Here is a 22,527-nt window from a genome sequence, read left to right on the forward strand (position 1 = left end):
CGCCCTGTGACATGTTGTTCAACCGCACCAACCCCCTTCCCTTGTCCGCGCAGAGCGCTAGACTGCTAGGTCGACATTGGAGGAAAGAACGATGCAAAACACACCCACGGGCACCGCACACGCAGTGCTCCAACGCAGCCAACGCATCGCCGCACTCGACGGGCTTCGCGCCCTCGCCATCGCCGGCGTCGTCCTATATCACCTTCGCCCCAGCCGCCTGACCGGCGGTTTTTTGGGCGTTACACTCTTCTTTACGCTGAGTGGCTATCTCGCCACCAATAGCATTATGCGAGCAACGGCACGCGACGGGTTCTCGTACCCGCACTATATCGCCCGCCGCGTCACGCGCCTCATGCCACCGATTCTTGTAACCATCGCGCTTACCGCCGTGGCCACCTATATCGTAGCCCCGAGTCTGCTGCCCAAGGCGCAGCAGGACGCTCTGCCGTCAGCATTGTTCTTGAGCAATTGGTTCTATATCTTTCGCAACGTCTCGTATTTTGCCGCCGCGGGACTCCCCTCGCCGCTCACGCACCTGTGGTTCTGCGGCGTCCAGATGCAGTTCTATCTGGTATGGCCAGTCATCCTTATGGTGCTCTGCAGCAAGACCCGCTCGCGCAACACCGCCATCGGAGTCACGATCACGTTCATACTTATATCAACAGCAGCGATGGCCCTCATGTTCGACCCCGCTGCCGACACATCGCGTGTCTACTACGGAACCGACGCCCGCGCCGCCGAGCTTTTGTGCGGCGCCCTGGCCGCCATCGCCGCGCCGCGTCTGCGCGAGATGCTGAGCGGTGACATCCATACCCCCGGCGCCGACAAGGGCATCTCAAAGGTCAACGCGATTTCTATCGCGTGGCTCGTTGCCGTTATAGCCGGCGCACTCATGCTGACCGGAGAGAGCGCCTGGCTCTACCGCGGCGGCTTTTTGCTGTTTGCCCTCGTCACCGGACTCCTCATCATCTGCGTGCAGAATACGGAGTGCATCGTGCGTCGCCTGTTGTCGGTCAAGCCGCTCGTCTGGCTGGGTCAGCGCTCATTCTCGGTCTATCTGGTGCACTATCCCCTACTGCTTCTTATGAACCCCGCAACCCGCACTACCCGCATCGCCTGGTGGGAGCAGGTATTACAGCTTGTACTGATCCTTGCGGTAGCCGAGGTTTTCTATCGCCTAGTCGAACGCCCTTGGCCCCACAAGCCGGCCCAACAGGACAGCACGGCAAGAAAGCACGTCCTCGCGTCCGCCATGGTGCTCCCCGCGCTTGGCGCCGCATGCGTCCTCGCACTCGCCTTCGCACCGCTCGACTGGACGGGCATCGCCATTGCCCGCGCCGAGCAGCTCCGTCCCGAGCTTACCCAGAACGCGACCTCGTCCCAGGACAACGGAGTCAACGACAAGGGCGCCGAGCCCGCATCCGGTAAAGATTCCCAACCCAGCGACACCGCATCCGATGACGCCACCAAGCAAAAACCCAAAGAAGGGCCTATCGCCGAAAAGGTCCCCAAGAACTTGGACTGGAAGAGCTTTACCTACGACGAGGCGACCGGGACCTGCGATGCCCGCGTGCTCATGATCGGCGACTCGGTCACTGCGGGCGCACAGTCCGGTATTCAGGCGGCGCTTCCCAACGCCTACATCGACGGCGTGGTGAGCCGCCAGTTCTACACCTTCCAGGATGTCTACGCGCAGGACAGCGCCAACTACGACCCGAGTGTGGTCATCTGTGCGCTTGGCACCAACGGCCTCATCCGCGACCCCCAGCAGGTACAGGACGTGATTAATGCCGTGGGCGGCAAGCCCATCTACTTTGTGACCGTGCGCGTGCCGCTCGAGCTGCAGGACCGCAACAACCAGACGATCCGCGACGTATGCGCCCAAAACGACAACGCCGGCGTCATCGACTGGAACGGCGCGTCCGAGGGCCACAGCGAATACCTCGTCGACGACGGCACGCACCTCACCCAGGCGGGAATCGACAACTACGCAGCCCTCATCCGTCAAGCCATCTGCGGGCACTAGACAACGTAAAGCCGGAACCTGTTTGGCGCCCACGCCACGCCCATACATCGGCACCGCCGTTTTGCTACGCTCCCGCTCGCGGGTTAGAATGGTTAACTGTTTGGAAATAATCCGTACAACCGCTCTGGGAGGATACGTGAACCGCACCAAAATCGCGCAGCTCTATGCCGACGCCGAGTCGCTCGGCGGCCAGACCGTCACCGTCGCCGGCTGGGTCAAGTCCGTCCGCGACATGAAGAACTTTGGCTTTGTTACGCTCAACGACGGCAGCTGCTTCCGCGACCTGCAAGTCGTCATGAACCGCGAGGCACTCGACAACTACGACGAGATCGCCCATCAAAACGTCTCGGCCGCACTCATTTGCACCGGCACCGTCAAGCTGACCCCCGATGCGCCCCAACCTTTCGAGCTTTCTGCCACCTCCATCGAGGTCGAGGGCGTCAGCGCCCCGGATTACCCGCTGCAGAAGAAGCGCGCAACCGTCGAGTTCCTGCGCACCCAGCAGCACCTGCGCCCGCGCACTAACCTGTTCCGCGCCGTGTTCCGCATCCGCTCTGTCGCGGCTGCCGCCATCCACCGCTTCTTCCAGGAGCAAGGCTTTGTCTACGTCAACACCCCCATCATCACCACGAGCGACTGCGAGGGTGCCGGCGAGATGTTCCGCGTGACCACGCTTGACCCCAAAAACCCGCCCCTCACCGAGTCCGGCGAGGTCGACTGGAGCCAGGACTTCTTTGGCAAGCACGCGAGCCTTACCGTGTCCGGCCAGCTCAATGCCGAGAACTTTGCCATGGCCTTTGGCGACGTGTACACCTTTGGCCCCACCTTCCGCGCCGAAAACTCCAACACCACGCGCCACGCCGCCGAGTTTTGGATGATCGAGCCCGAGATGGCCTTTGCCGACCTGAACGACTACATGGATAACGCCGAGGCCATGCTCAAGTACGTCCTTAAGGACGTCATGGCAACCTGCCCCGACGAGCTCAATATGCTCAACAAGTTTGTGGACAAGGGTCTGCTCGAGCGCCTGGTCCACGTGGCAAACTCCGACTTTGCCCGCGTCACCTATACCGAGGCCATCGAAATCCTGGAGCAGGCCGTCGCCGCCGGTCACAAGTTTGACTATCCCGTGAGCTGGGGCATCGACCTGCAGACCGAGCACGAGCGCTTCCTGACCGAGGAGCACTTTAAGCGACCGACTTTTGTGACCGACTATCCGGCCGAGATCAAGGCGTTCTACATGCGCATGAACGAGGACGGCAAGACCGTCGCCGCCGCCGACTGCCTGGTTCCCGGTATCGGCGAGATTATCGGCGGCTCCCAGCGCGAGGAGCGCCTGGATCTGCTCGAAGCCCGCATCAAGGACCTGGGCATGAATCCCGAGCAGTACAAGTACTACCTTGACCTGCGCCGCTACGGTTCCTGCAAGCACGCCGGCTACGGTCTGGGCTTCGAGCGCTTGGTCATGTATCTGACCGGTGTGGGCAACATCCGCGACGTCCTGCCGCACCCGCGCACCGTGGGCAACGCCGACTTCTAATCGCCACAGCGCCACCAAACGCGTTCCAGCGCATCACGCCAGCGCCTCTCGGCAAGCCGAGGGGCGCTTTTTTCAACAGCATCCGTCAAGCTTTTGGCAAGTTTTTGGTCAGTTGGGCAGGGCTGTTGAAAACTCGACCCGCCGCTTGCCGACGGCTACCGACCGCCCAGGGCGTACTGCGCCCCTGGGAAAGCCCCTCGTCCTAGGCTCCATACCGTCGCCACCCAAAACGGAAAGGACGTGGGCGCCATGACCGAAACCGCTGTTGAAACTTACGAGACCACGACGAGGGGCGCCGCCTCGATGGCAGCCTATCGCGCCGTTCGCATCCTGCAACTATTGAGCGAAAACACCGGTGAGGACAAGGCCATGCTTTCCGATGAGTTGATCCGGCGCCTCGCCCATCCCGACGACCCCGCCCGCATGCCCATCTCGGCGGCGCGGCGCAGCATCTACACCGCCATCTCCGCACTTCGCCATGCTGGATACGAAATTGAGTACAAGCGCGGCGTGGGGTATCGGCTCTTGACCCGTCCGCTCACCGACGAAGAAATCATCCGACTCCACGGCATGGTCATGCGCAACCGCTCTACGCCCATCGCCATTCGAAAAAGCATGGCGCAGCACCTGGTCGCCATGGCGAGTGCCGACGTTCGCGGCTACCTCGATGCACCCGAGCCTGCTCCAAGCGCAGGCGGCAAATCCACCAAGGCCACACGCACGCCCGTCAAGCGCATCGATGCCTGCGAGCTCATCGAGCAGGCCATCGACCACGGAACCACGGTGAGTTTTGATATTTCGAGTGTCACGGCACGCGGAGAGGTCGAAGTGGCACGGATGACACTCCGGCCCTTTGCCATCAAGCAACGAGACGGCATCTCGTATTTGCTGGGAACGGTCTATGACGCGCGAGGCGCCGATGACACGTTGCGTACCGTTGAGATCGGCCGCATGAGAAACGTCACCACACGTCTCCTCGACGGCAAGAAGCTCTTCGCCGCCCTGGACGAGGACGACGCCGCCTCCGCCGCATAAGACCCTCCGCCGCCCATTCGACTACCCGTACCGCCCATCCGATTCTGTATTAAAAAACCCGCCAGGCTGTTGTAAAAATGGACATCAGCGCTACTATAGTCCCACTTGCACTTTGTCCCAGTGCAGTGTTTCCAGCCATTTTTATACTGGGGGTAATGATATGAAGGACATCACCATCAGCCGCAGGAGCCTTCTGGTCTCCGCCGGCCTGCTCGCGCTCGCCCCGCTCGCCGGATGCGGCGGCAACTCTGGTTCCGGCTCTGCTGCCGCCGGTTCCGACTACACCATCGGCGTTCTGCAGCTCACCGAGCACTCCGCACTCGACGCCGCCAACGATGGCTTTGTCAAGGCCATCAAGGAGAGCGGCCTTAAGGTCAAGATCGACCAGAAGAACGCTCAGAACGACCAGTCCACGTGTAAGTCCATTGCCGACAAGTTTGTGGGCGACAACGTCAGCCTGATTTATGCCATCGCCACGCCCGCCGCGCAGGCTGCCGCCGGCGCCACGGCCGATATCCCCATCGTGGGCTGTGCCATCACCGACTACGCCGCCTCCGGCCTGGTCCAGGACAACGACAAGCCCGGCACCAACGTCACGGGCGCTTCCGACCTCACCCCGGTCGCCGAGCAGCTCGAGATGATGCAGAAGGTCCTGCCCGACGTTAAAAAGGTCGGCCTGCTCTACTGCACCGCCGAGTCCAACTCCGACGTCCAGATCAAGGCCGCCAAGAAGGAGCTCGACAAGCTGGGCCTCGAGTACACCGACTTCACCGTCTCGAGCTCCAACGAGATTCAGTCCGTCGTCGAGTCTGCCGTGGGCAAGGTCGACGCGCTGTACTCCCCCACTGACAACACCATCGCCGCGGGCGCTTCGCAGGTCGGCCAGATCTGCAAGGAGAATAAGCTCCCCTTCGTGACCGGCGAGGAGGGTATGTGCATGGCCGGCGGCCTGTTCACCCTCTCCATCAACTATAAGGACCTGGGCTACGCCGCGGGCGAGATGGCCGTTAAGATCCTGAAGGGCGAGGCCAAGCCCGAGGATATGCCGATCAAGCACCTCTCGAGCAAGGACCTGGTCGTCGTCAAGAACGACGAGATGGCCGAGGCCCTAGGCATCGACCTTTCCGCTCTGGACGAGTAGCGCCATGCGCGGTAACGCATCTAGGGTTCGTTCTCGCGCCATAGCTGCGTTATTTAATATCTGAGCCATTGGGGCGAACGTCATAGACCGGCGTTCGCCCCAATGGCTCAGATATAACAAAACGTTTGCCTGCCGTTCTTATATTCATTGTTACCGCTATTATGGAAAATCACGTGTCCACCCTATCCTAGGAGGTATGAAGCATGCTCATTGCATTGCAGGGCGCCGTTTCGCAGGGCGTCCTCTGGGGCATTATGGTGCTTGGCGTGTTTATCACGTTCCGCCTGCTCGACATCTCCGATATGACCTGCGACGGCAGCTTTGCCCTCGGCGGCTGTGTCTGCGCCGTACTCATCGTCAACAATAACGTCGACCCCTTGCTCGCCGTGCTGGCCGGCATGTGCGCCGGCGCCATCGCGGGCGCCGTCACGGGCATCTTGACCACCGTCTTTGAGATTCCCGCAATCCTCGCCGGAATCCTTACGCAGATCAGTCTGTGGTCCATCAACCTGCGCATCATGGGCAAGTCCAACACGCCCATCCTTGCCAAGGGCACTATCTTCTCATCCGTCAGCAACATGACGGGCCTGCCGCAGTCCACTGTTGCCATTATCCTAGGCATCGTGCTGGCCGTGGCCATCGTCGCCATCCTGTACTGGTTCTTTGGCACCGAGATCGGCTCGGCACTGCGTGCCACCGGCAACAACGAGTACATGATCCGCGCCCTGGGCGTTAACACCAACACCACCAAAATGATCGCCCTCGTGCTCTCCAACGCCCTCATTGGCCTTTCGGGTGCGCTCATCTGCCAGAGCCAGAAGTATGCCGACATTGGCATGGGCACCGGCGCCATCGTTATCGGTCTTGCCGCCATCGTCATCGGCGAGGTGCTCGGCCGCCTGCTGCCCGGCGGTCTCACGCAGTTCTCCGTCCGTCTGGCCTCCGCCGTCTTTGGCTCCGTGGTGTACTTCCTCATCCGCGCCATCGTGCTGCAGCTGGGCATGGACGCCAACGACATGAAACTGCTCTCTGCTGTGATTGTCGCCGTGGCCCTGTGCGTGCCCGTGGTTTGGGAGCGCTATAAGCTCCGCAGCTCCTACACGAAGGGAGATGAGGCAGATGCTTAAGCTCTCGCACGTCAAGAAGACCTTTAACAAGGGCACCGTCACCGAGAAGCGCGCGCTCACCGGCGTCGACCTTACCCTCAACGACGGCGACTTTGTAACTGTGATCGGCGGCAACGGCGCCGGCAAATCCACGCTGCTCAACATGATTGCCGGCGTATATCCGCTCGATTCGGGCGTTATCGAGCTCGACGGCACCGACATCTCGCGCCTGAGCGAGTCGCAGCGCGCCAAGTACCTGGGCCGCGTGTTCCAGGATCCCATGCGCGGCACCGCAGCCGACATGCAGATTGCCGAGAACTTGGCCCTCGCCAAGCGTCGCGGCCAGCGTCGCGGCCTTTCGTGGGGCGTCACCAAGGCCGAGAAGGACGAGTACGTTGAGTTGCTCAAGCGCCTGGACCTTGGCCTGGACACGCGCCTCAACGCCAAGGTCGGCCTGCTTTCGGGTGGCCAGCGCCAGGCACTCACGCTGCTCATGGCCACGCTCACCAAGCCGCGCTTGCTGCTGCTCGACGAGCACACCGCGGCACTCGACCCCAAGACCGCCTCTAAGGTGCTCAATCTGACCGAGGAGATTGTCGACGAGAACCACCTGACCACGCTCATGGTCACGCACAACATGAATGACGCCATCCGTCTGGGCAATCGCCTGATCATGATGCACGAGGGCCACGTTATCTACGACGTGGCGGGCGACGAGAAGAAGTCGCTCACCGTCGCCGACCTGCTGCAGAAGTTCGAGGAGGTCTCGGGCGGCGAGCTCGCCAACGACCGCATGCTGCTGAGCTAAAACCTGCCAATAAGGGACAGGTTTATTTTGGCAGGTTTTATCTGCGCAAACGTCAAAACCGCCGCAAAGAAACAGATACCTTTGCGACGGTTTTCGCATATCATGTCGATAATCCAGCGTCAGCAGGAACCACTGGTTAAGAACTAAGGAAACTGCCATGAGAAGACTCCTTCCCCGTCTTGCTTGACCGCCGCACTCCTTGCCGGCGTGCTCGCCGGCGGCCCAGCTTACGCCACCGCGGCCACCCCATCTCAAGTTATCGGCCCATCCGATGTGATCGGACGGGCTTTTTGGTGGGTATCATGGTTGAATGATCATTAGGAGGTTTTCCCTACATGGAATTGTTTGAACCGATTCTTCATTTCTTTGAGCAGCGCTGGGTCCACAACATCATCTGGGCCGTCATCTTGGTAATAGTCACCGCCATCGCCGCCAAGGTGGCATCCAAGACCCTGCGCCACCTACTCAACCGAGACGACAACCCGCTTCCCGCATCGAGCATCTTCATCAACATCGCGCGTGCCGTCATTTGGATGATCGGCGGCAGCTTTATCCTCGACAACTGCTTTGGCATTAACGCAAACGCGCTCGTCGCCGCTCTTGGCGTCGGCGGCATCGCCATCTCGCTCGGCTTTCAGGACACGCTGTCAAACCTCATCGGCGGCATGCAGGTGACGTTTATGGGCATTATCAAACCCGGCGACAATATCGAGGTCGGCGGCGTGTCGGGCGTGGTCCAAGATATCACCTGGCGCCATGCGACCATCGAGGACGCCTGCGGGCAGACCATCATCGTCCCCAATTCAAACATCTCCAAGAACACGCTCGTGCACTTGATGCCCTTTGGGCGCGTTACCGTGCCCGTTGCCGTAAAGGACACGTCCAAGTGGGCCTCGCTGGATGCGCTGGCAGATGAGCTTACCGACGCCACCAAGGCCGCGGTGCTTCCCATCTCTGGCTTTGACAAGGAGCCGTACGTGCTCTTTAGTGAGATCGGCGACTTTGGCGTCAAGGGCAAAATCATCTTTATCGTCAGCGACGATAGCACCACCTTCACGGCAGCCGACGCCTGCATCCGCGCCATCGCCCCCATCATCGCCTAAAACCACCACAAAGGGGACAGGCACCTTTGTGGTGGTTTCGCATCGTGGTACCATGGTTCATATCGTTGTTTAAACGACTAAGGGAGTAGACACCATGGAAGAGGCCTATCGTCAAGCACGCAAGCGCGGCGAGCAGGGACGCCGTCGCGCCATCAGCCAAAGCGAGCACCCGTACCTTACGGACCTCGACAGCTTGGTTGCCCAGCTCCCCTTAGGTCAGCGAGAGAGCGTCGGCCTGCGGGATATTCCGCTCGAAATGGTCGTCGGCACGGTTACCAAGGGCCGTCAGTCTGCCTTTTCGTGCAACTTTATGCCCCTGTTGCCATTTAGCACCGAGTTCGCCCGCAAGTGGTCCAACCTCTATGACATCCAGGTGACCGAGGGCTATCGCGACCCCATCATCGTCACCGAGTTCATGCATCGGTTCTACGTCCAGGAGGGCAACAAGCGCGTCAGCGTCCTCAAATTCCTGGACGCCCCGACGGTTTCGGCCAAGGTCACCCGCCTCTACCCCGGCACATGGGATTCCGTCGAAAGTCGCCTGTACGGCGAGTTCTGCGCGTTTTGGCGCGTCTGCCCCCTATACGAGATCGAGTTCTCGCGCGAGGGAAGCTATGAGACGCTCGCCAAGATGCTCGGCCAGGACCTTGTCGAAAAGTGGCCACAGAAAAAGGTCGACTACCTGCGCCATACCTTCCTACTCTTTAAACGTGCCTACCTGCGCGCCGGCGGCGACCATCTGGACATTACGCCCGCCGACGCCATGCTCGTCTACCTCAACGTGTACAACCAAGACCGTCTACTGGATACGCCGACGGATATCGTCGTCAACCGTCTGTGCAAGATTTGGCGCGAGCTGGTCATTGCCGGCAAAAATGACGAGGACAAGGTCGATCTTGTCGAAGCGCCGAGCGTCGATGAGGAAGAGGCGCCCGCCAAGCCCACCTCCGGCGTGCTCAACTTCTTTATGGGCAAGACCGTCTACTCGGCGGCCAACCCCCTACGCATCGCCTTTATCCATGAGTTCCCCTGTTCGACGTCGAGCTGGGACAGCCTGCACGATCAAGGGCGCCAGTATCTCGATGAGCACTTTGGCGGTATCGTGCGCACCGAGGCGTTTGAGGACTGCCACGATCCAGACGTGTTCTACGCCGCCGTGGAAACGGCTGTCAAACATGGAGACAACGTCATCTTCTCGACCTCGCATCGCCTGATGGAATACACGCTCAGGGCAGCCGTTGAGTATCCCCAGGTTCGGTTCCTCAACTGCTCCATCGGCCTTCCCCACCAAAGCGTGCGCTCGTATTTTGGAAAGATGTACGAGGCAAAGTTTCTGCTGGGCGCTCTTGCGGCCAGCATGGCGGACAACCATCGCATTGGCTACCACGCGTCCGTCTTTGCGTCGGGCGCGCTTAGCGAGATCAACGCCTTTGCCATCGGCGCCTCGCTGCTCGACCCCCGCGCGCAAATTATCCTGACCTGGGGCGATGTGCCCGCCGGAGGCCTTTCCGAGGCCATGTGCCGCGAGGGCGTGAGCGTCATGACCGGCGCTGACATGTCAAAGTCGCTCGAAGACCCAACGGCCTACGGGCTTCACCGCTTGGTCGACGGAAAAGTCACCGGCATCGCCATGCCCGTATGGAACTGGGGCCGTTACTACGAGCTCATCGTTCGCAGCCTTCTGCACGGCACGTGGGACGAGACCAGCGACGACAACCAAGTGCGCGCCGTCAACTACTGGTACGGCATGAGCTCCGGCGTTATCGACATCCGTTACGCTCCGGGCCTACCCTACCAGACGCGCAAACTCGTGCAGTTGCTCCGCAACGGCATTGTCGAGGGCTCCATCAACCCCTTTGGCGGCGAGCTCCACAGCCAGAACGGCGTGGTACAGATCGAAGGCTTCCCTCCGCTGCCGAGCACGCAGATTGTCGAGATGAATTGGCTAGCGGACAACGTGGTGGGCACCATTCCGCAGCTCGACGATGAGCCGAAAGTCCCTGTCCTATGAAAATCCTTGCCATAGCCGATACCGAAGAACGATGCCTTTGGGAGTGCTTTCGCAAGGAACGCTTTGAGGGCGTCGACCTGATTTTGTCCGCCGGCGATCTGGACCCGGACTATCTTGAGTTTTTGGTCACCGTCATCAACAAACCGCTCATCTACGTGCGCGGCAATCACGATGACCGCTACGCACGTCATGCACCGGGCGGATGCATCTGCGTAGAAGACAGCGTGTACACGTACCGAGGGATTCGCATTGCGGGCCTTGGCGGGTCCATGCGTTATCGCGACGGCGCCAACATGTACACCGAACGCGAGATGTCCAAGCGCATGCGTAAGCTGTCACGTAAGGTTAGGATGGTCGGCGGGTGCGACATTCTGCTTACCCATGCACCCGCCGCCGGTATGGGCGATCTGGATGATCTACCGCATCGAGGATTCGAATGCTTTAACACGGCACTCGAATCCTGGAATCCCGACTACATGGTGCACGGGCATGTGCACCAAAGCTACGGTTGCGATTTTCACCGCGAGCGTCAGCACGCATGCGGGGCAACGATCATCAACGCCTGCGGCTATACGCAGTTTGAACTCGACGAGACGCACTACCCCATCCGTGGCTGGCAAGCAGCCTGGCTCAATTCGCAAACCATGCGCCGCGAGCTCAAGCGCCACGAGGCCATCGAGTCCTCAACCGCCAGAACCCCCTGGTAACTGCCAACAACCACCACGAAGGGGATAGGCACCTTTATGGTGGTTTTGCTGACTCGTCCGACCTGTCCATCACGGTGCTTGTGTAATTAACGAGAACACTCATTGTTTTGTAAGGACGGCGCTCACGTGCCGTCTTTTTTTGTCAACTTATGCAGTCTCGACCGTGTTGTATGTAGAGGGACCTCGCGAGACGCCTTCCCTATATCCACCACGACCAATTGGAGGTGACACTATGCCTGCACGCCGTAACCGCAATAGCACGCTCCGATGCGATGCCGATCAGATCGAGCGGGAAGCAAAGCGCTTGGTCGACACGTATTCCGACCTCATCCTTCGATTGTGCTATTCGGCCCTTGGATCCGCTGACGACGCTCAAGACATCTGCCAGGACACGCTGATCAAGATTCTCCAACGCACTCAACCGTTCGACTCGCTCGAACACGAACGTGCTTGGGTGATCCGAGTCGCACTGAACGCATGTCGCGATATCGGCCGTACGCACGCGAATCACCCGGTTGTCGACCTCGATTCGCTCCCCGATTTCTGCGCACCCGTAACACATACCGAGCAAGAATTCGCGCAACGCGACTGCGCCATTCTTTCCGCTGTCACGGCCCTGCCTCAAGCACAGCGCATCGCCATCTTTTTGCACTACTACGCAGGCATGAGCATCAGGAAAATCGCAGACGCCGTTCACGCGACGCCAGCTGCAACCGCCCAGCACCTTAGCCGCGGACGTGCGTCACTTCGGCTTTCCTTGAAAGGAGACCACAATGACTACGAATTCGAATGACTATCGCCACGCCCTGGAGCACATTTCGTTTACCGATAATGCGAAGCAGCACATGGCAAACTCGATTGCTCAGTCCGTCGCCTCGAGCGATGCGGCGACCGCTCAAAGCAACTTTAATGGCACGCGACGCAAGCCGCGCATCGCCCGCCATCCCGTAAGAACAGTCGCTCGCATTGCCGCTGTAACGGCAGTCCTCGCTATCGTCATTGGAGGCGCTGGCACGGCTATGGCAACAGGCGTCCTGCCGCTTCCTTCTGACATGCTTTCCGACATCTTTGACGGACCTGCTTCTCAAACCGAGATCATCGACCGTATTGGCCGGCCCGTCGGTGCTAGCTGCTCCAACAACGGAGTCACCGTGACCGCCGACGCCATCATGGGCGACAAGGATATGGTTACCATCGCCTATACGCTTACGTTCGACGATCCCGCTGCCCTGAAAAAGCTTTCCGAGCCGGGCGAGAACGGAACTATCGCCGGAAGTGTCGAGGGAAACGTATACGTTGATGGCGAGCATGGCGGCCAAGGCCAATCATGGCTCATTGACAAGAACCCCAATGACTCCAGCATTCAATACTTTGCACAGTTCAGCGTTGAATCACCCGGCCTTATGGGCAGGACCGTCCGCACGCATATCAACTCTCTCGTTGTGCCACGCGCTGGCAAAGAGCTTCCCGAGTATAAGAAAATACTTACGGGCCCATGGGATCTTAAGTTCCAGCTGAATTACGAAGATACATCCGTTACGATTCCCGCGCCCAAATCGGTCAACTTTAACGGCACCAAGGCGACGATTCAAGAGGCCACCGTATCCTGCGTTGGCGTTTCAGTCCGCTACAACATAGATCGTTCCATCAAACACGACAACAACAGCGGCAAGATGTCTCAAAACATGGAGGAGTCTATGGATGCCGTTGGCAACATACCCCTCATCGTGACGTTCAAAGACGGTCATGTTGAGGACGCAACCAGCCACAGCGGCTATTTCGCAAATAAACTGGATAACGGCACCACTGATGTCCACAAGACCTGGCCGTTCTCGCAAGTTTGTGACACAGACAAGATTGCAAGCGTACAAATTGGCGATACGGTCATTCCCATGAATTCGTAACGCTACGCGGCTCGTATATGCACCCGGTTCCGCACTTCGCGTCTAAAGATGCGCTGTCATCGAGCAGCGTGAGCGCAAGGCCGCCCGTATGGTCGGCTGGGAACACCTCGTTGCGCTAAAAACCACCACGAAGGGGACCGGCACCTTTGTGATGGTTTTGCTGACTCGTCCGACCTGTCCCAACGGTTTGTCTCAATCTGTAACAGGTAGGGCCCAAATAATCGGTTAGCTGTTACAGATCGAGACAGACCACGGATGCTCGGCCGAAAATCTCAATCTGTAACAGGTAGGAACGATTTTGCCCCTTAGATGTTACAGATTGAGATATTTGACAGCTTGAATCGGCATCGCCTACAGCGCGGCGACGACCTTGTCGCCCATCGTCGTGGTGCCGAGGATCTTATCTGCCGGGGTGTTGACATCGGCGATGTCACGGGTGCGCCAGCCCTCGTCGAGCACGCGCGCCACGGCGCTCTCGATCCACGCGGCTTGCTCGCCCATGTCGAGCGCGTAGGTCAGCAGCATCGCCACCGACAAGATTTGAGCCAGCGGATTGGCCACGCCGAGCCCCGCGATGTCAGGAGCGCTGCCAGCGCTCGGCCCAAACAGCGATACGCCATCATCCAGCGAGGCAGAGGCAAGCATACCGAGCGATCCGGTAATCTGAGCCGCCTCATCGGACAGGATGTCGCCGAACATGTTCTCCGTCACCACGACGTCAAAGTCTGCCGGTCGACTGATGAGCTGCATGGCGGCGTTGTCGACGAGCAGGTCCTCAAGCTCCACGTCGGAGTACTCCTCGTCTTGCACGCGATGCACGATCTCGCGCCACATGCGGCTCGTCTCCAGCACGTTGCGCTTATCAACGCTCGTCACCTTGCCGCGACGTTTGCGCGCCGCCTCAAATGCCTGGCGCGCAATGCGCTCAATCTCGTACTCGCGATACTCCATCACGTCGACCGCACGCTGACCGGCCGCACCCGCAGCGCCCGCGCAGGTCACGGATGCGGGCGCCAAAGTCCCACGGCATGTTGTAGCCCATCGTATCGGGGATGTTCACGACCGTGGCACCGGCCTTTACGGCCGCCTCGATAATGCGCACCAGAAACTCCTGATCGGAGCGGCCGGCATCCTCGGCATAAAACTCAACATCGTCAACGAACTTGCGAGCATGTTTGACGGCATGGATCGCTCACTCAATTGCCCTTTCCTCAGTCATATGGAGCTTGTCGCGCAGGTGACTGGTGCTCACACCCAGCCCTGTATGGATACGGGGCCTCTGGGCCGTTTTGAGCGCCTCTGCAGCCACTTCGATATCCCTGTCGACAGCGCGCGTCAGGCCGCATACCGTGCATCGGTCGCCCGCAATCTTGCCAATCTCCTGTACGGAGCGAAAGTCACCAGGACTCGAGATGGGAAAGCCCGCCTCGATAACGTCCACGTTCATGCGCACCAGCTGGCGGGCGATGAAGAGCTTTTCCTCGGTATTCATGCTGGCGCCCGGCGACTGCTCACCGTCGCACAGGGTGGCGTCAAAGATTGTGATTTTGTGGCTTATATGTTCCTCCTGATTGACCGTTTTATGACAGATGGCTTTCAGGAGAGAGAAGGCCTAGAGATAGAAAAATACCCGTGTCGCTCATCACGCCTGAAAGCGGCAGACGATAGCGCACCCGGGTACAACAAATCGTTATAGCGAGATTACAACCCTAGCGCGCTATCCAATCTAGTAGCGCTAGGCCTAGGAGCTGTTGCGTGTTCTTAAACATGTTGGGCTCCCTTCGGCCTCGGGTAGTACTACATCGCGCTAAAGTACAACACAAGTAAAACCACCACAAGGGTGCCTGTCCCCTTCGTGGTGGTTTCGTTGACTCAAAAGCAAGAGACCCGGTCCTGCGCAGGGCAGAACCGGGTTTCTTTAGCAATGCTTGCTTTGCTCAGGCAGTAACTAGCAGTTACTCAGCCAGGAAGTCACGCTGGACAGCGGGATCGACCTTGACGCCAGGGCCCATGGTGGAAGACACGGAGATGGACTTGACGTACTTGCCCTTAGCAGAAGAGGGCTTGACGCGCAGGATCTCGGTGTACAGGGCAGCGTAGTTCTCGACGAGCTGCTGCTCAGAGAAGGACTTCTTGCCCAGGGGAACGTGGCAGATGCCGTAGCGGTCAGCGCGATACTCAACGCGGCCGGCCTTGAGCTCGGAGACCATCTTGGCGACGTCCATGGTCACGGTGCCGAGCTTGGGGTTCGGCATAAGGCCACGGGGACCAAGGATCTTACCGATGCGGCCAACCTTGGCCATCATGTTCGGCGTAGCGATAGCGGCGTCGAAGTTGATCTCGCCCTTCTGGATCTGGGCGACGAGCTCGTCGGAACCGATGATGTCGGCGCCGGCGGCCTCGGCCTCGCGGGCCTTCTCGCCCTCGGCGAAGACGGCAACACGAACGGTCTTGCCGGTGCCGTGGGGCAGGGAGATGGAACCACGGATGTTCTGGTCAGCCTTACGAGTATCGATGCCCAGACGGAAGTGGGCCTCGACGGTCTCGTCGAACTTGGCGGTGTCGAGCTCCTTGATGAGCTTGGCAGCCTGAAGGGGGGTGTAGAGCGTGGCGCGATCGATCTTCTCGGCAGCGGCGTTATAGCTCTTACCATGCTTAGCCATGTGCATTACCTCCTGTGGTTAAACGGGCGTGAGCCCTCCCACATCGTATCGTGTGCCCTATTGCACACGTTTAACGGGCGCCCAGGTCGGAGCACCCGTCGTTACCATAAGAAATCGCTACTCAGCGATGGTGACGCCCATGGAACGGGCGGTACCGGCGATGATCTTCTTGGCGGCGTCAATGTCGTTGGCATTGAGGTCCGGCATCTTGATCTCGGCGATCTTGGTGAGCTGCTCCTGGGAGAGCTGACCAACCTTGTCGGCCTGGGGCTTAGCGGAACCAGACTTGAGGTTCAGCTCCTTCTTGATGAGGTGAGCCGCCGGCGGGGTCTTGGTGATGAAGGAGAAGGACTTATCCTCGTAGACAGAGATCTCAACGGGGATGATGTCGCCCTTCTTGTCCTGCGTCTCGGCGTTAAAGGCCTGGCAGAACTGCATGATGTTCACGCCAGCAGCGCCCAGAGCGGGGCCGACGGGAGGAGCGGGGTTAGCTGCACCAGCAGGAATCTGGAGCTTAATGACGTTGGCAACCTTCTTCTCAGCCATGGTCATTCCTTTCGAATCACGAGTGTGAAGTACTTGCTATATCGTAAGCACGCACGTGTTAGAAGCACTCCTGAGATGAGCAGTCACAGAAGAAGCACGCTCGCGCGAACGGACGAAAACTTAAGCGATGACAGCGACCTGGTTAAAGTCGAGCTCGACCGGCGTCTCGCGGCCAAAGATCATCAGCGTGACCTTGAGCTTGCCAGCCTCGGTGTTAACCTCGGAGACCTTGCCATCAAAGTCGGTAAGCGGGCCATCGGTGACGCGGACGGACGTGCCGACCTGAATATCAACCGAGGTGCGCTTGGGCGAATCGCCCTTACCGGGACGACGAGTCATCTTGTTGTACTCGTCGCGGGAAAGCGGAGCGGGCTTGCCGTTGCCGCCTAGGAAACCGGTGACGCCGGGCGTGTTGCGAACACACGTCCACGCATCGTCATCCATCTCCATGCGAACCAGGACATAACCCGGAAAGATCTTAGAATCCTTGGTCTCGCGCTTGCCACCCTCTTTGATCTCGGTGACGCGCTCCATAGGAATCTCGATATCAAAGATACGGTCCTGCATGCCCATGGTCTCGATACGATGCTCGAGATCGGACTTAACGCGGTTCTCGTATCCAGAGTAAGTGTGAACGACGTACCAACGCTTAGACATGGTTTAGCCCCTCAATCCAGAGAACAGAGCAAGAGCCTCGCCAAAGCCAGCATCGAGCAGAGCGATGACGACGCCGACGACGATCAGAGAAGCGCAAACGACGACCGAGTAGTTCACGAGCTCCTTCTTATCGGGCCACGTGACACGCTTCATCTCGGACTTCACCGAAGCGAAATACTTCTTGGTGCGGGCGAAGAAACCAGGCTTCTCGTTCTTCTTGGGCTTCGCAGCCTTCTCGTTCTTCTTGGCAACGGCCTTCTTGGCCTCAACCTTGGAGTTGGCGGCAGCGTTATTGGCAGGTGCCGGCTGCTGAGCCTTCTTCTTGTTCTTCTTGTTGGCCATTTGGGTTACCTCCGCGCAATGCGCTTATACATGAGTAAACCGTAAGCCCCCAATTGGGAGCTTACGGAATAATGACTGGCACGCCAGGAAGGACTCGAACCCTCAACACTCGGTTTTGGAGACCGATGCTCTACCAATTGAACTACTGGCGTATATGACTAAAGACTAGCGAGTCTCTTTGTGCAGCGTGTGGTGACGGCACCAGGGGCAATACTTCTTGATCTCCATACGATCAGGCATGTTCGCCTTGTTCTTGGTGGTCGTATAGTTGCGGCGCTTGCACTCAGTGCACGCAAGAGTAACTAGAGTACGCATGAATCCTGAACCTTTCATATCCGCCCCGTACGGGCACGAGATGGTACTTTATCAGCTCTATGTAAGTGCTGTCAATGAAAACCTCGAATCAATTGGTTCTCGCTGAATCCATTCATATTTGGAACACATCAATGAAGCCAGCGAGATCTAATCGACGGTGCAACCAGGACCATTATTGATCCTCTCGACACCAGCAACGGCTCAATATCCATTGCAGAAAAGAACCCGGCACCCATATAAGTGCCGGGTTCTCTAAGTCAACTATCAGAGAGCTAATTTACTCAATGATCGTGGAGACGATGCCCGAACCGACGGTGTGGCCACCCTCGCGGATAGCGAAGCGCAGGCCCTCCTCCATGGCGATCGGGTGGATGAGGTCGCCCTCGATGGTGATGTGGTCACCAGGCATAGCCATCTCGGTGCCCTCGGGGAGCTTGACCGTACCGGTAACGTCGGTGGTACGGAAGTAGAACTGAGGACGATAACCATCGAAGAACGGGGTGTGACGGCCGCCCTCCTCCTTGGTCAGAACGTAGATCTCGCCGGTGAACTTGGTGTGCGGGGTAACCGAACCGGGCTTGCAGAGAACCTGGCCGCGCTCGATGTCCTCGCGCTTGATGCCGCGGAGCAGCAGACCGACGTTATCGCCAGCCTCGCAGAAGTCCATGGACTTACGGAACATCTCGATACCGGTAACGACGGTGTTCTGGGTATCCTTGATGCCGACGATCTCGACGGGCTCGTTGAGCTTGAGCTCACCGCGCTCGACACGGCCGGTAGCAACAGTACCACGGCCGGAGATGGTCATAACGTCCTCAACGGCCATCAGGAACGGGAGGTCGTTGTTACGAGCAGGCGTCGGGATGTACTCGTCGACGGCGTTCATGAGCTCGCGGATAGCGTCCATCCACTTGGCGTCGCCCTCGAGAGCGCCCAGAGCGGAACCACGGATGACGGGGATGTCGTCGCCGGGGAAATCGTACTCGGAGAGGAGCTCACGGGTCTCCATCTCGACGAGGTCGATGAGCTCGTCATCGTCGACCATGTCGCACTTGTTCAGGAAAACGACGATGTAAGGAACGCCGACCTGACGGGCGAGCAGGATGTGCTCGCGGGTCTGAGCCATGGGGCCGTCGGTAGCGGCGATGACCAGGATAGCGCCGTCCATCTGAGCAGCACCGGAGATCATGTTCTTGACGTAGTCAGCGTGGCCCGGGCAGTCAACGTGAGCGTAGTGACGGGCAGCAGTCTCGTACTCGACGTGGGAGACGGAGATCGTAATGCCGCGCTCGCGCTCCTCGGGAGCCTTGTCGATGTTCTCGAACGCAGTGAAGTCAGCCTTGCAGCCCTCGGTCTCGGAGAGAACCTTGGTGATGGCGGCGGTCAGCGTGGTCTTGCCGTGGTCGACGTGACCAATGGTGCCGATGTTAACATGCGGCTTAGTGCGCTCAAACTTCTCTTTGGCCATAAAGCCCTCCTCTAAACAGGTCGTCCCCGGACGGGACTTTGCCTTTATACCATAGTGGCCTCTCAACATACTATTGAGAAGCCACCGTGTTACCTATGGTAGCGGTGACTGGATTCGAACCAGTGACGCCACGGGTATGAACCGTGTGCTCTAACCAACTGAGCTACACCGCCGGATGGAGCCTGCAACCAGACTTGAACTGGTGACCTCTTCGTTACCAACGAAGTGCTCTACCGACTGAGCTATACAGGCACTTGACGGGTGGGAGCTATAGGATTCGAACCTATGTAGGCAGAGCCAACGGGTTTACAGCCCGTCCCCATTAACCACTCGGGCAAACTCCCAATCGTTCAAGTATCCGCAGGTTCTTTGGTCTTTTGGACCGCCGCCCCCGCGAACGAAAAAGATAATACGATGCAACCTTGGGGGCTGTCAACGAAAACCTCTAGATACACGGTTCCGGGCGTATCTATATAGCCTTGACCTGCGGTTTTGCTGTGTTTGGATATGAAGGACGGTGAATTTGCATGTAGCGGTGACATTTCCCGAGGGAACACTTTGTCGTAGTAGAGTACGCTGGCTGGAACGAACTTCGATAACGACCCTCTTGCACTATTACACAGGTTGCAATCGGGCTTCCACGGCACGATCGAGCGTGGATAATCTCCCGCTTTTAGCGCGGCTCTAAGGCCAAAGTGGCAGATTTTCCACGCTCATTCTCCAGGCGGGAGAACTATAGAGCCGCAACTACTCGGGCCAGGCCAAAGTAGACCCATAGAGCGGCTCCCCCTTGGTGCAGGGGTAGCGACTCAAGTAACACGACGATAGCAAGTCGAAGAAATAAGTCATGGCGTATTTCGAATAAACGCCGAGTCGGTCAATTCCGTTTCCCGCATTACCAAGACGATATACACGGTCAAAAGACCTCGATTTGTCATCGTTGCTAAACGCAGTTATTAGAATCTTCCTGCCCGAACGGCAATCAAGATACTCACGCGCCTGTGACGCAAATAGCCCGGAGACCGATACGAGAATTATCAATGACTGCGAAGCGTCTCCCATGTTTTTCAATTCCGCGACGTTAGCCCCAGCAACTATGCGAACTATCTTGCCCGCATAAAACATTTCCTGCTGAAATCGTACGAGATTGGCGCTCACATTATTGGTGCACCAGATTTCAACGTTTTTATGGCCATCAATTTCGTCGGCAAGGTGCTTAATAGCAATATCGGACACGCCGCTTTCAACCTCAGCGAACATCTCGATCATGCGAACGTCGAGCTCTGCCCTGTACTCCTCGTAGCCAAATTCCTCCTCTCGATGGCTTAAGTCGCTTGGAAAGACTGATTGAGTAAATGATTCTTTCAAATCGCTAAGAGACTGGTAGCCCAATCGATTGCAGAAACGACGAACAGCGGAACGGGTCACGAATGCATCGCGGGTTATTGCGGCAACATTGATTTCGCTCGAACGCCTAATGTGAGCGACGAGATATCGAGCGATGGCGGCATCGTTTGACCCAAACTCGCTGTTGATGATGGAGCTAATGCGATTGAGCACATCGAAGTCATTGATATTCACGTGATCCCTCTTTCCGCTCTCCTCGAAATCATAGTTCATTTATTGAATCAAACAGCTTTGGTCGTTCTCCTATGATTCAAATCAGTTGACGTCATCTTAATCGTAATTCCGCCACACGTATCCACCGTGTTGAATGATGGAAAGGGGATTCATGGGCAACGTGAACAACATGCCGTTTCTCTGGGGTTCCGCCACGGCGTCTTATCAGTGCGAGGGTGCCTGGAACGAAGACGGCAAAGGCCTTGGCGAGTGGGATTTCTTTAGCCACACAAGCAATAAGAACATCAACCATGTTGACGGTGATGTATCTTGCGACTTCTACCATCGCTATGAAGAAGATATCCGCATGATGAAAGAAGGCGGACAAAACACCTATCGCTTCTCTCTTTCATGGAGTCGAATCATCCCCACGGGTATCGGCGAAGTGAATGAAGAGGGTATCGATTTTTATAATCGGGTCATTGATTGCTGCCTCGAAAATGGCATAGAGCCCAACGTTACGCTGTTCCATTACGATCTGCCATTCACGCTTGCTTGCAAAGGCGGATGGCTGAACAATGACATGGCAGAGTGGTTCTGCAAATACGCCAAGATTTGCTTTGAGCGCTTTGGAGACCGCGTCAAAATCTGGGCTACCGTTAACGAGCCGCATTTCTACAGCTACTGCGTAAACATGTTGGGCAACTATCCCCCCAATCGATCGCTCGACGTTCAGTCGTACATGCAGTTTCAGTACAACCTGATGCGCGCAAGCGCACTCGCAGTCCGAACATATCGTCAAATGGGCTACGACGGCATCATCGGCGCCGTCCACGATGGCGGCGTTGTCGAACTCGACCCGGCAACCGAGCACCCTGATGACGTATTTCGATACGCAGACTTTTTCGCCAATCGCATGATTCTGGCACCAGCGCTTCAGGGTCAACTGCCGCCAGAAATGGACGAAATCCTTGAAAAACTTGGCGTCTCGCTCTATCGCTCCCCAAATGACGTAGAAGAATTCAGAGACGGTAAAGTCGATTTTATTGGACTCAACGTGTATTGCCGAGAGTATGTAACCGACTGGCACGGTGGAGAGCTTGCCGTTTCGGCGAACAATAAGGGCGGTTCGAGCAAAAAGGTCGAAGGAAAATGCATTGCGCCCTTGTTTGAAAGCGCCCGCGACAGCAATGTTCCCCGCAATAAATGGGGCCGCGAAATACTCCCAGGTTGCATGTATTCAACCATCATGGATGTCCACGAGCGCTATGACGCGCCCCGCATCTTTATTACGGAAAACGGACATGGCGCCTATGAGCAACCAGACGCAGACGGAATGGTCCACGATGATGACCGCATCGAGCTTCTGGGCCAGTTCATCGAGCACATGATGAGGGCCAAGCGCGACGGCGCGCGCGTTGAGGGCTACTACCTCTGGTCGACGATGGATCTGTATAGCTGGATCAACGGCTACGAAAAACGATACGGACTTGTCCATATCGACTTCGAAAACAATCTGGAGCGCACCCCCAAAAAGAGCTGGTATTGGTACCGAGACCTTATCTCGAAGTATCAGGAGCAGGAAGGTTAGGAGA

General features: G+C 58.0%; 20 protein-coding genes, 4 tRNA genes and 1 pseudogene. 12 read left to right on the forward strand and 13 right to left on the reverse strand.

The genetic code is table 11. From position 1 onward, the window contains the following. The first annotated feature begins 91 nt into the window (after positions 1-91). The 11 genes from DW821_RS04545 (at position 92) to DW821_RS04595 (ending at position 13,381) form a co-directional block, all read left to right on the forward strand. Positions 92-2,026, forward strand: a complete 1,935-nt coding sequence (locus tag DW821_RS04545; RefSeq protein WP_118065826.1) for an acyltransferase family protein — start codon at positions 92-94, stop codon at positions 2,024-2,026. Between the two features lie 136 nt (positions 2,027-2,162). After that, complete coding sequence (gene asnS / locus DW821_RS04550; RefSeq protein WP_118065828.1) at positions 2,163-3,566, forward strand: asparagine--tRNA ligase; 1,404 nt, start codon at positions 2,163-2,165, stop codon at positions 3,564-3,566. 249 nt (positions 3,567-3,815) lie between these two features. Further along, on the forward strand, positions 3,816-4,601 hold the full coding sequence (locus DW821_RS04555; RefSeq protein WP_117736550.1) for a hypothetical protein: 786 nt from the start codon (positions 3,816-3,818) through the stop codon (positions 4,599-4,601). A gap of 160 nt (positions 4,602-4,761) precedes the next feature. Then, positions 4,762-5,742 carry an ABC transporter substrate-binding protein gene (locus tag DW821_RS04560; protein WP_117736549.1) on the forward strand — a complete coding sequence of 327 codons (981 nt, stop codon included), beginning with the start codon at positions 4,762-4,764 and terminating at the stop codon, positions 5,740-5,742. A gap of 203 nt (positions 5,743-5,945) precedes the next feature. Next, the gene (locus tag DW821_RS04565; protein WP_118065830.1) at positions 5,946-6,869 is read left to right on the forward strand and encodes an ABC transporter permease; all 924 of its coding nucleotides are present in this window, start codon (positions 5,946-5,948) and stop codon (positions 6,867-6,869) included. Further along, a complete protein-coding gene (locus DW821_RS04570; RefSeq protein ID WP_022093887.1) occupies positions 6,862-7,656 on the forward strand; it encodes an ABC transporter ATP-binding protein in 795 nt (264 codons plus the stop codon). Before DW821_RS04565 ends, DW821_RS04570 begins: the two co-directional genes overlap by 8 nt. Positions 7,657-7,991: 335 nt before the next feature. Then, positions 7,992-8,759 carry a mechanosensitive ion channel family protein gene (locus tag DW821_RS04575; protein WP_118065832.1) on the forward strand — a complete coding sequence of 256 codons (768 nt, stop codon included), beginning with the start codon at positions 7,992-7,994 and terminating at the stop codon, positions 8,757-8,759. A 94-nt stretch (positions 8,760-8,853) separates the two neighbouring features. After that, entirely contained in the window at positions 8,854-10,770 is a 1,917-nt protein-coding gene (locus DW821_RS04580) for a BMP family ABC transporter substrate-binding protein (protein ID WP_118065834.1), read from the forward strand. Beyond that, a complete protein-coding gene (locus DW821_RS04585; RefSeq protein WP_118065836.1) occupies positions 10,767-11,477 on the forward strand; it encodes a metallophosphoesterase in 711 nt (236 codons plus the stop codon). Before DW821_RS04580 ends, DW821_RS04585 begins: the two co-directional genes overlap by 4 nt. A gap of 232 nt (positions 11,478-11,709) precedes the next feature. Next, on the forward strand, positions 11,710-12,270 hold the full coding sequence (locus DW821_RS04590) for an RNA polymerase sigma factor (protein ID WP_118065838.1): 561 nt from the start codon (positions 11,710-11,712) through the stop codon (positions 12,268-12,270). Next, positions 12,251-13,381 (forward strand): DUF4179 domain-containing protein, encoded by a 1,131-nt coding sequence (locus DW821_RS04595; RefSeq protein WP_118065840.1) that lies wholly within the window; start codon positions 12,251-12,253, stop codon positions 13,379-13,381. Before DW821_RS04590 ends, DW821_RS04595 begins: the two co-directional genes overlap by 20 nt. A 351-nt stretch (positions 13,382-13,732) precedes the next feature. On the opposite strand, the gene DW821_RS04600 is transcribed toward DW821_RS04595, so the two are convergent. From DW821_RS04600 to DW821_RS04660, 13 genes and pseudogenes are all read right to left on the reverse strand, one after another. Continuing rightward, complete coding sequence (locus tag DW821_RS04600) at positions 13,733-14,398, reverse strand: isocitrate/isopropylmalate family dehydrogenase (RefSeq protein ID WP_226790685.1); 666 nt, start codon at positions 14,396-14,398, stop codon at positions 13,733-13,735. Further along, positions 14,307-14,873, reverse strand: a pseudogene (locus DW821_RS04605) (hypothetical protein). Before DW821_RS04605 ends, DW821_RS04600 begins: the two are co-directional and overlap by 92 nt. Positions 14,874-15,336: 463 nt before the next feature. After that, positions 15,337-16,044: a 50S ribosomal protein L1 gene (rplA, locus tag DW821_RS04610; protein ID WP_022093892.1), complete on the reverse strand. Its 708-nt coding sequence runs from the start codon at positions 16,042-16,044 to the stop codon at positions 15,337-15,339. 117 nt (positions 16,045-16,161) lie between these two features. Then, complete coding sequence (rplK, locus tag DW821_RS04615; protein ID WP_022093893.1) at positions 16,162-16,590, reverse strand: 50S ribosomal protein L11; 429 nt, start codon at positions 16,588-16,590, stop codon at positions 16,162-16,164. 120 nt (positions 16,591-16,710) lie between these two features. Beyond that, entirely contained in the window at positions 16,711-17,247 is a 537-nt protein-coding gene (gene nusG, locus DW821_RS04620) for a transcription termination/antitermination protein NusG (RefSeq protein WP_006234984.1), read from the reverse strand. 3 nt (positions 17,248-17,250) lie between these two features. Then, positions 17,251-17,589, reverse strand: a complete 339-nt coding sequence (gene secE / locus DW821_RS04625) for a preprotein translocase subunit SecE (RefSeq protein WP_118065842.1) — start codon at positions 17,587-17,589, stop codon at positions 17,251-17,253. A 76-nt stretch (positions 17,590-17,665) separates the two neighbouring features. Continuing rightward, positions 17,666-17,741: transfer RNA gene (locus DW821_RS04630), tRNA-Trp, on the reverse strand. Positions 17,742-17,754: 13 nt separating this feature from the next. Further along, entirely contained in the window at positions 17,755-17,904 is a 150-nt protein-coding gene (gene rpmG, locus DW821_RS04635; RefSeq protein ID WP_102372646.1) for a 50S ribosomal protein L33, read from the reverse strand. Between the two features lie 277 nt (positions 17,905-18,181). After that, on the reverse strand, positions 18,182-19,372 hold the full coding sequence (gene tuf, locus DW821_RS04640; protein ID WP_117563790.1) for an elongation factor Tu: 1,191 nt from the start codon (positions 19,370-19,372) through the stop codon (positions 18,182-18,184). Positions 19,373-19,468: 96 nt separating this feature from the next. Next, a tRNA-Met gene (locus tag DW821_RS04645) sits at positions 19,469-19,545 on the reverse strand. 3 nt (positions 19,546-19,548) lie between these two features. Continuing rightward, positions 19,549-19,624 (reverse strand) — tRNA-Thr (locus DW821_RS04650). A 10-nt stretch (positions 19,625-19,634) separates the two neighbouring features. Next, positions 19,635-19,716 (reverse strand) — tRNA-Tyr (locus tag DW821_RS04655). 403 nt (positions 19,717-20,119) lie between these two features. Beyond that, positions 20,120-20,953, reverse strand: a complete 834-nt coding sequence (locus tag DW821_RS04660; protein ID WP_158551291.1) for a MurR/RpiR family transcriptional regulator — start codon at positions 20,951-20,953, stop codon at positions 20,120-20,122. A 151-nt stretch (positions 20,954-21,104) separates the two neighbouring features. Between DW821_RS04660 and DW821_RS04665 the strand changes: the two genes are divergently transcribed. After that, positions 21,105-22,523: a glycoside hydrolase family 1 protein gene (locus DW821_RS04665; protein ID WP_118065844.1), complete on the forward strand. Its 1,419-nt coding sequence runs from the start codon at positions 21,105-21,107 to the stop codon at positions 22,521-22,523. Positions 22,524-22,527: the final 4 nt, after the last annotated feature.

The organism is Collinsella sp. AM33-4BH (genome assembly GCF_003469205.1).
Lineage (GTDB): Bacteria > Actinomycetota > Coriobacteriia > Coriobacteriales > Coriobacteriaceae > Collinsella.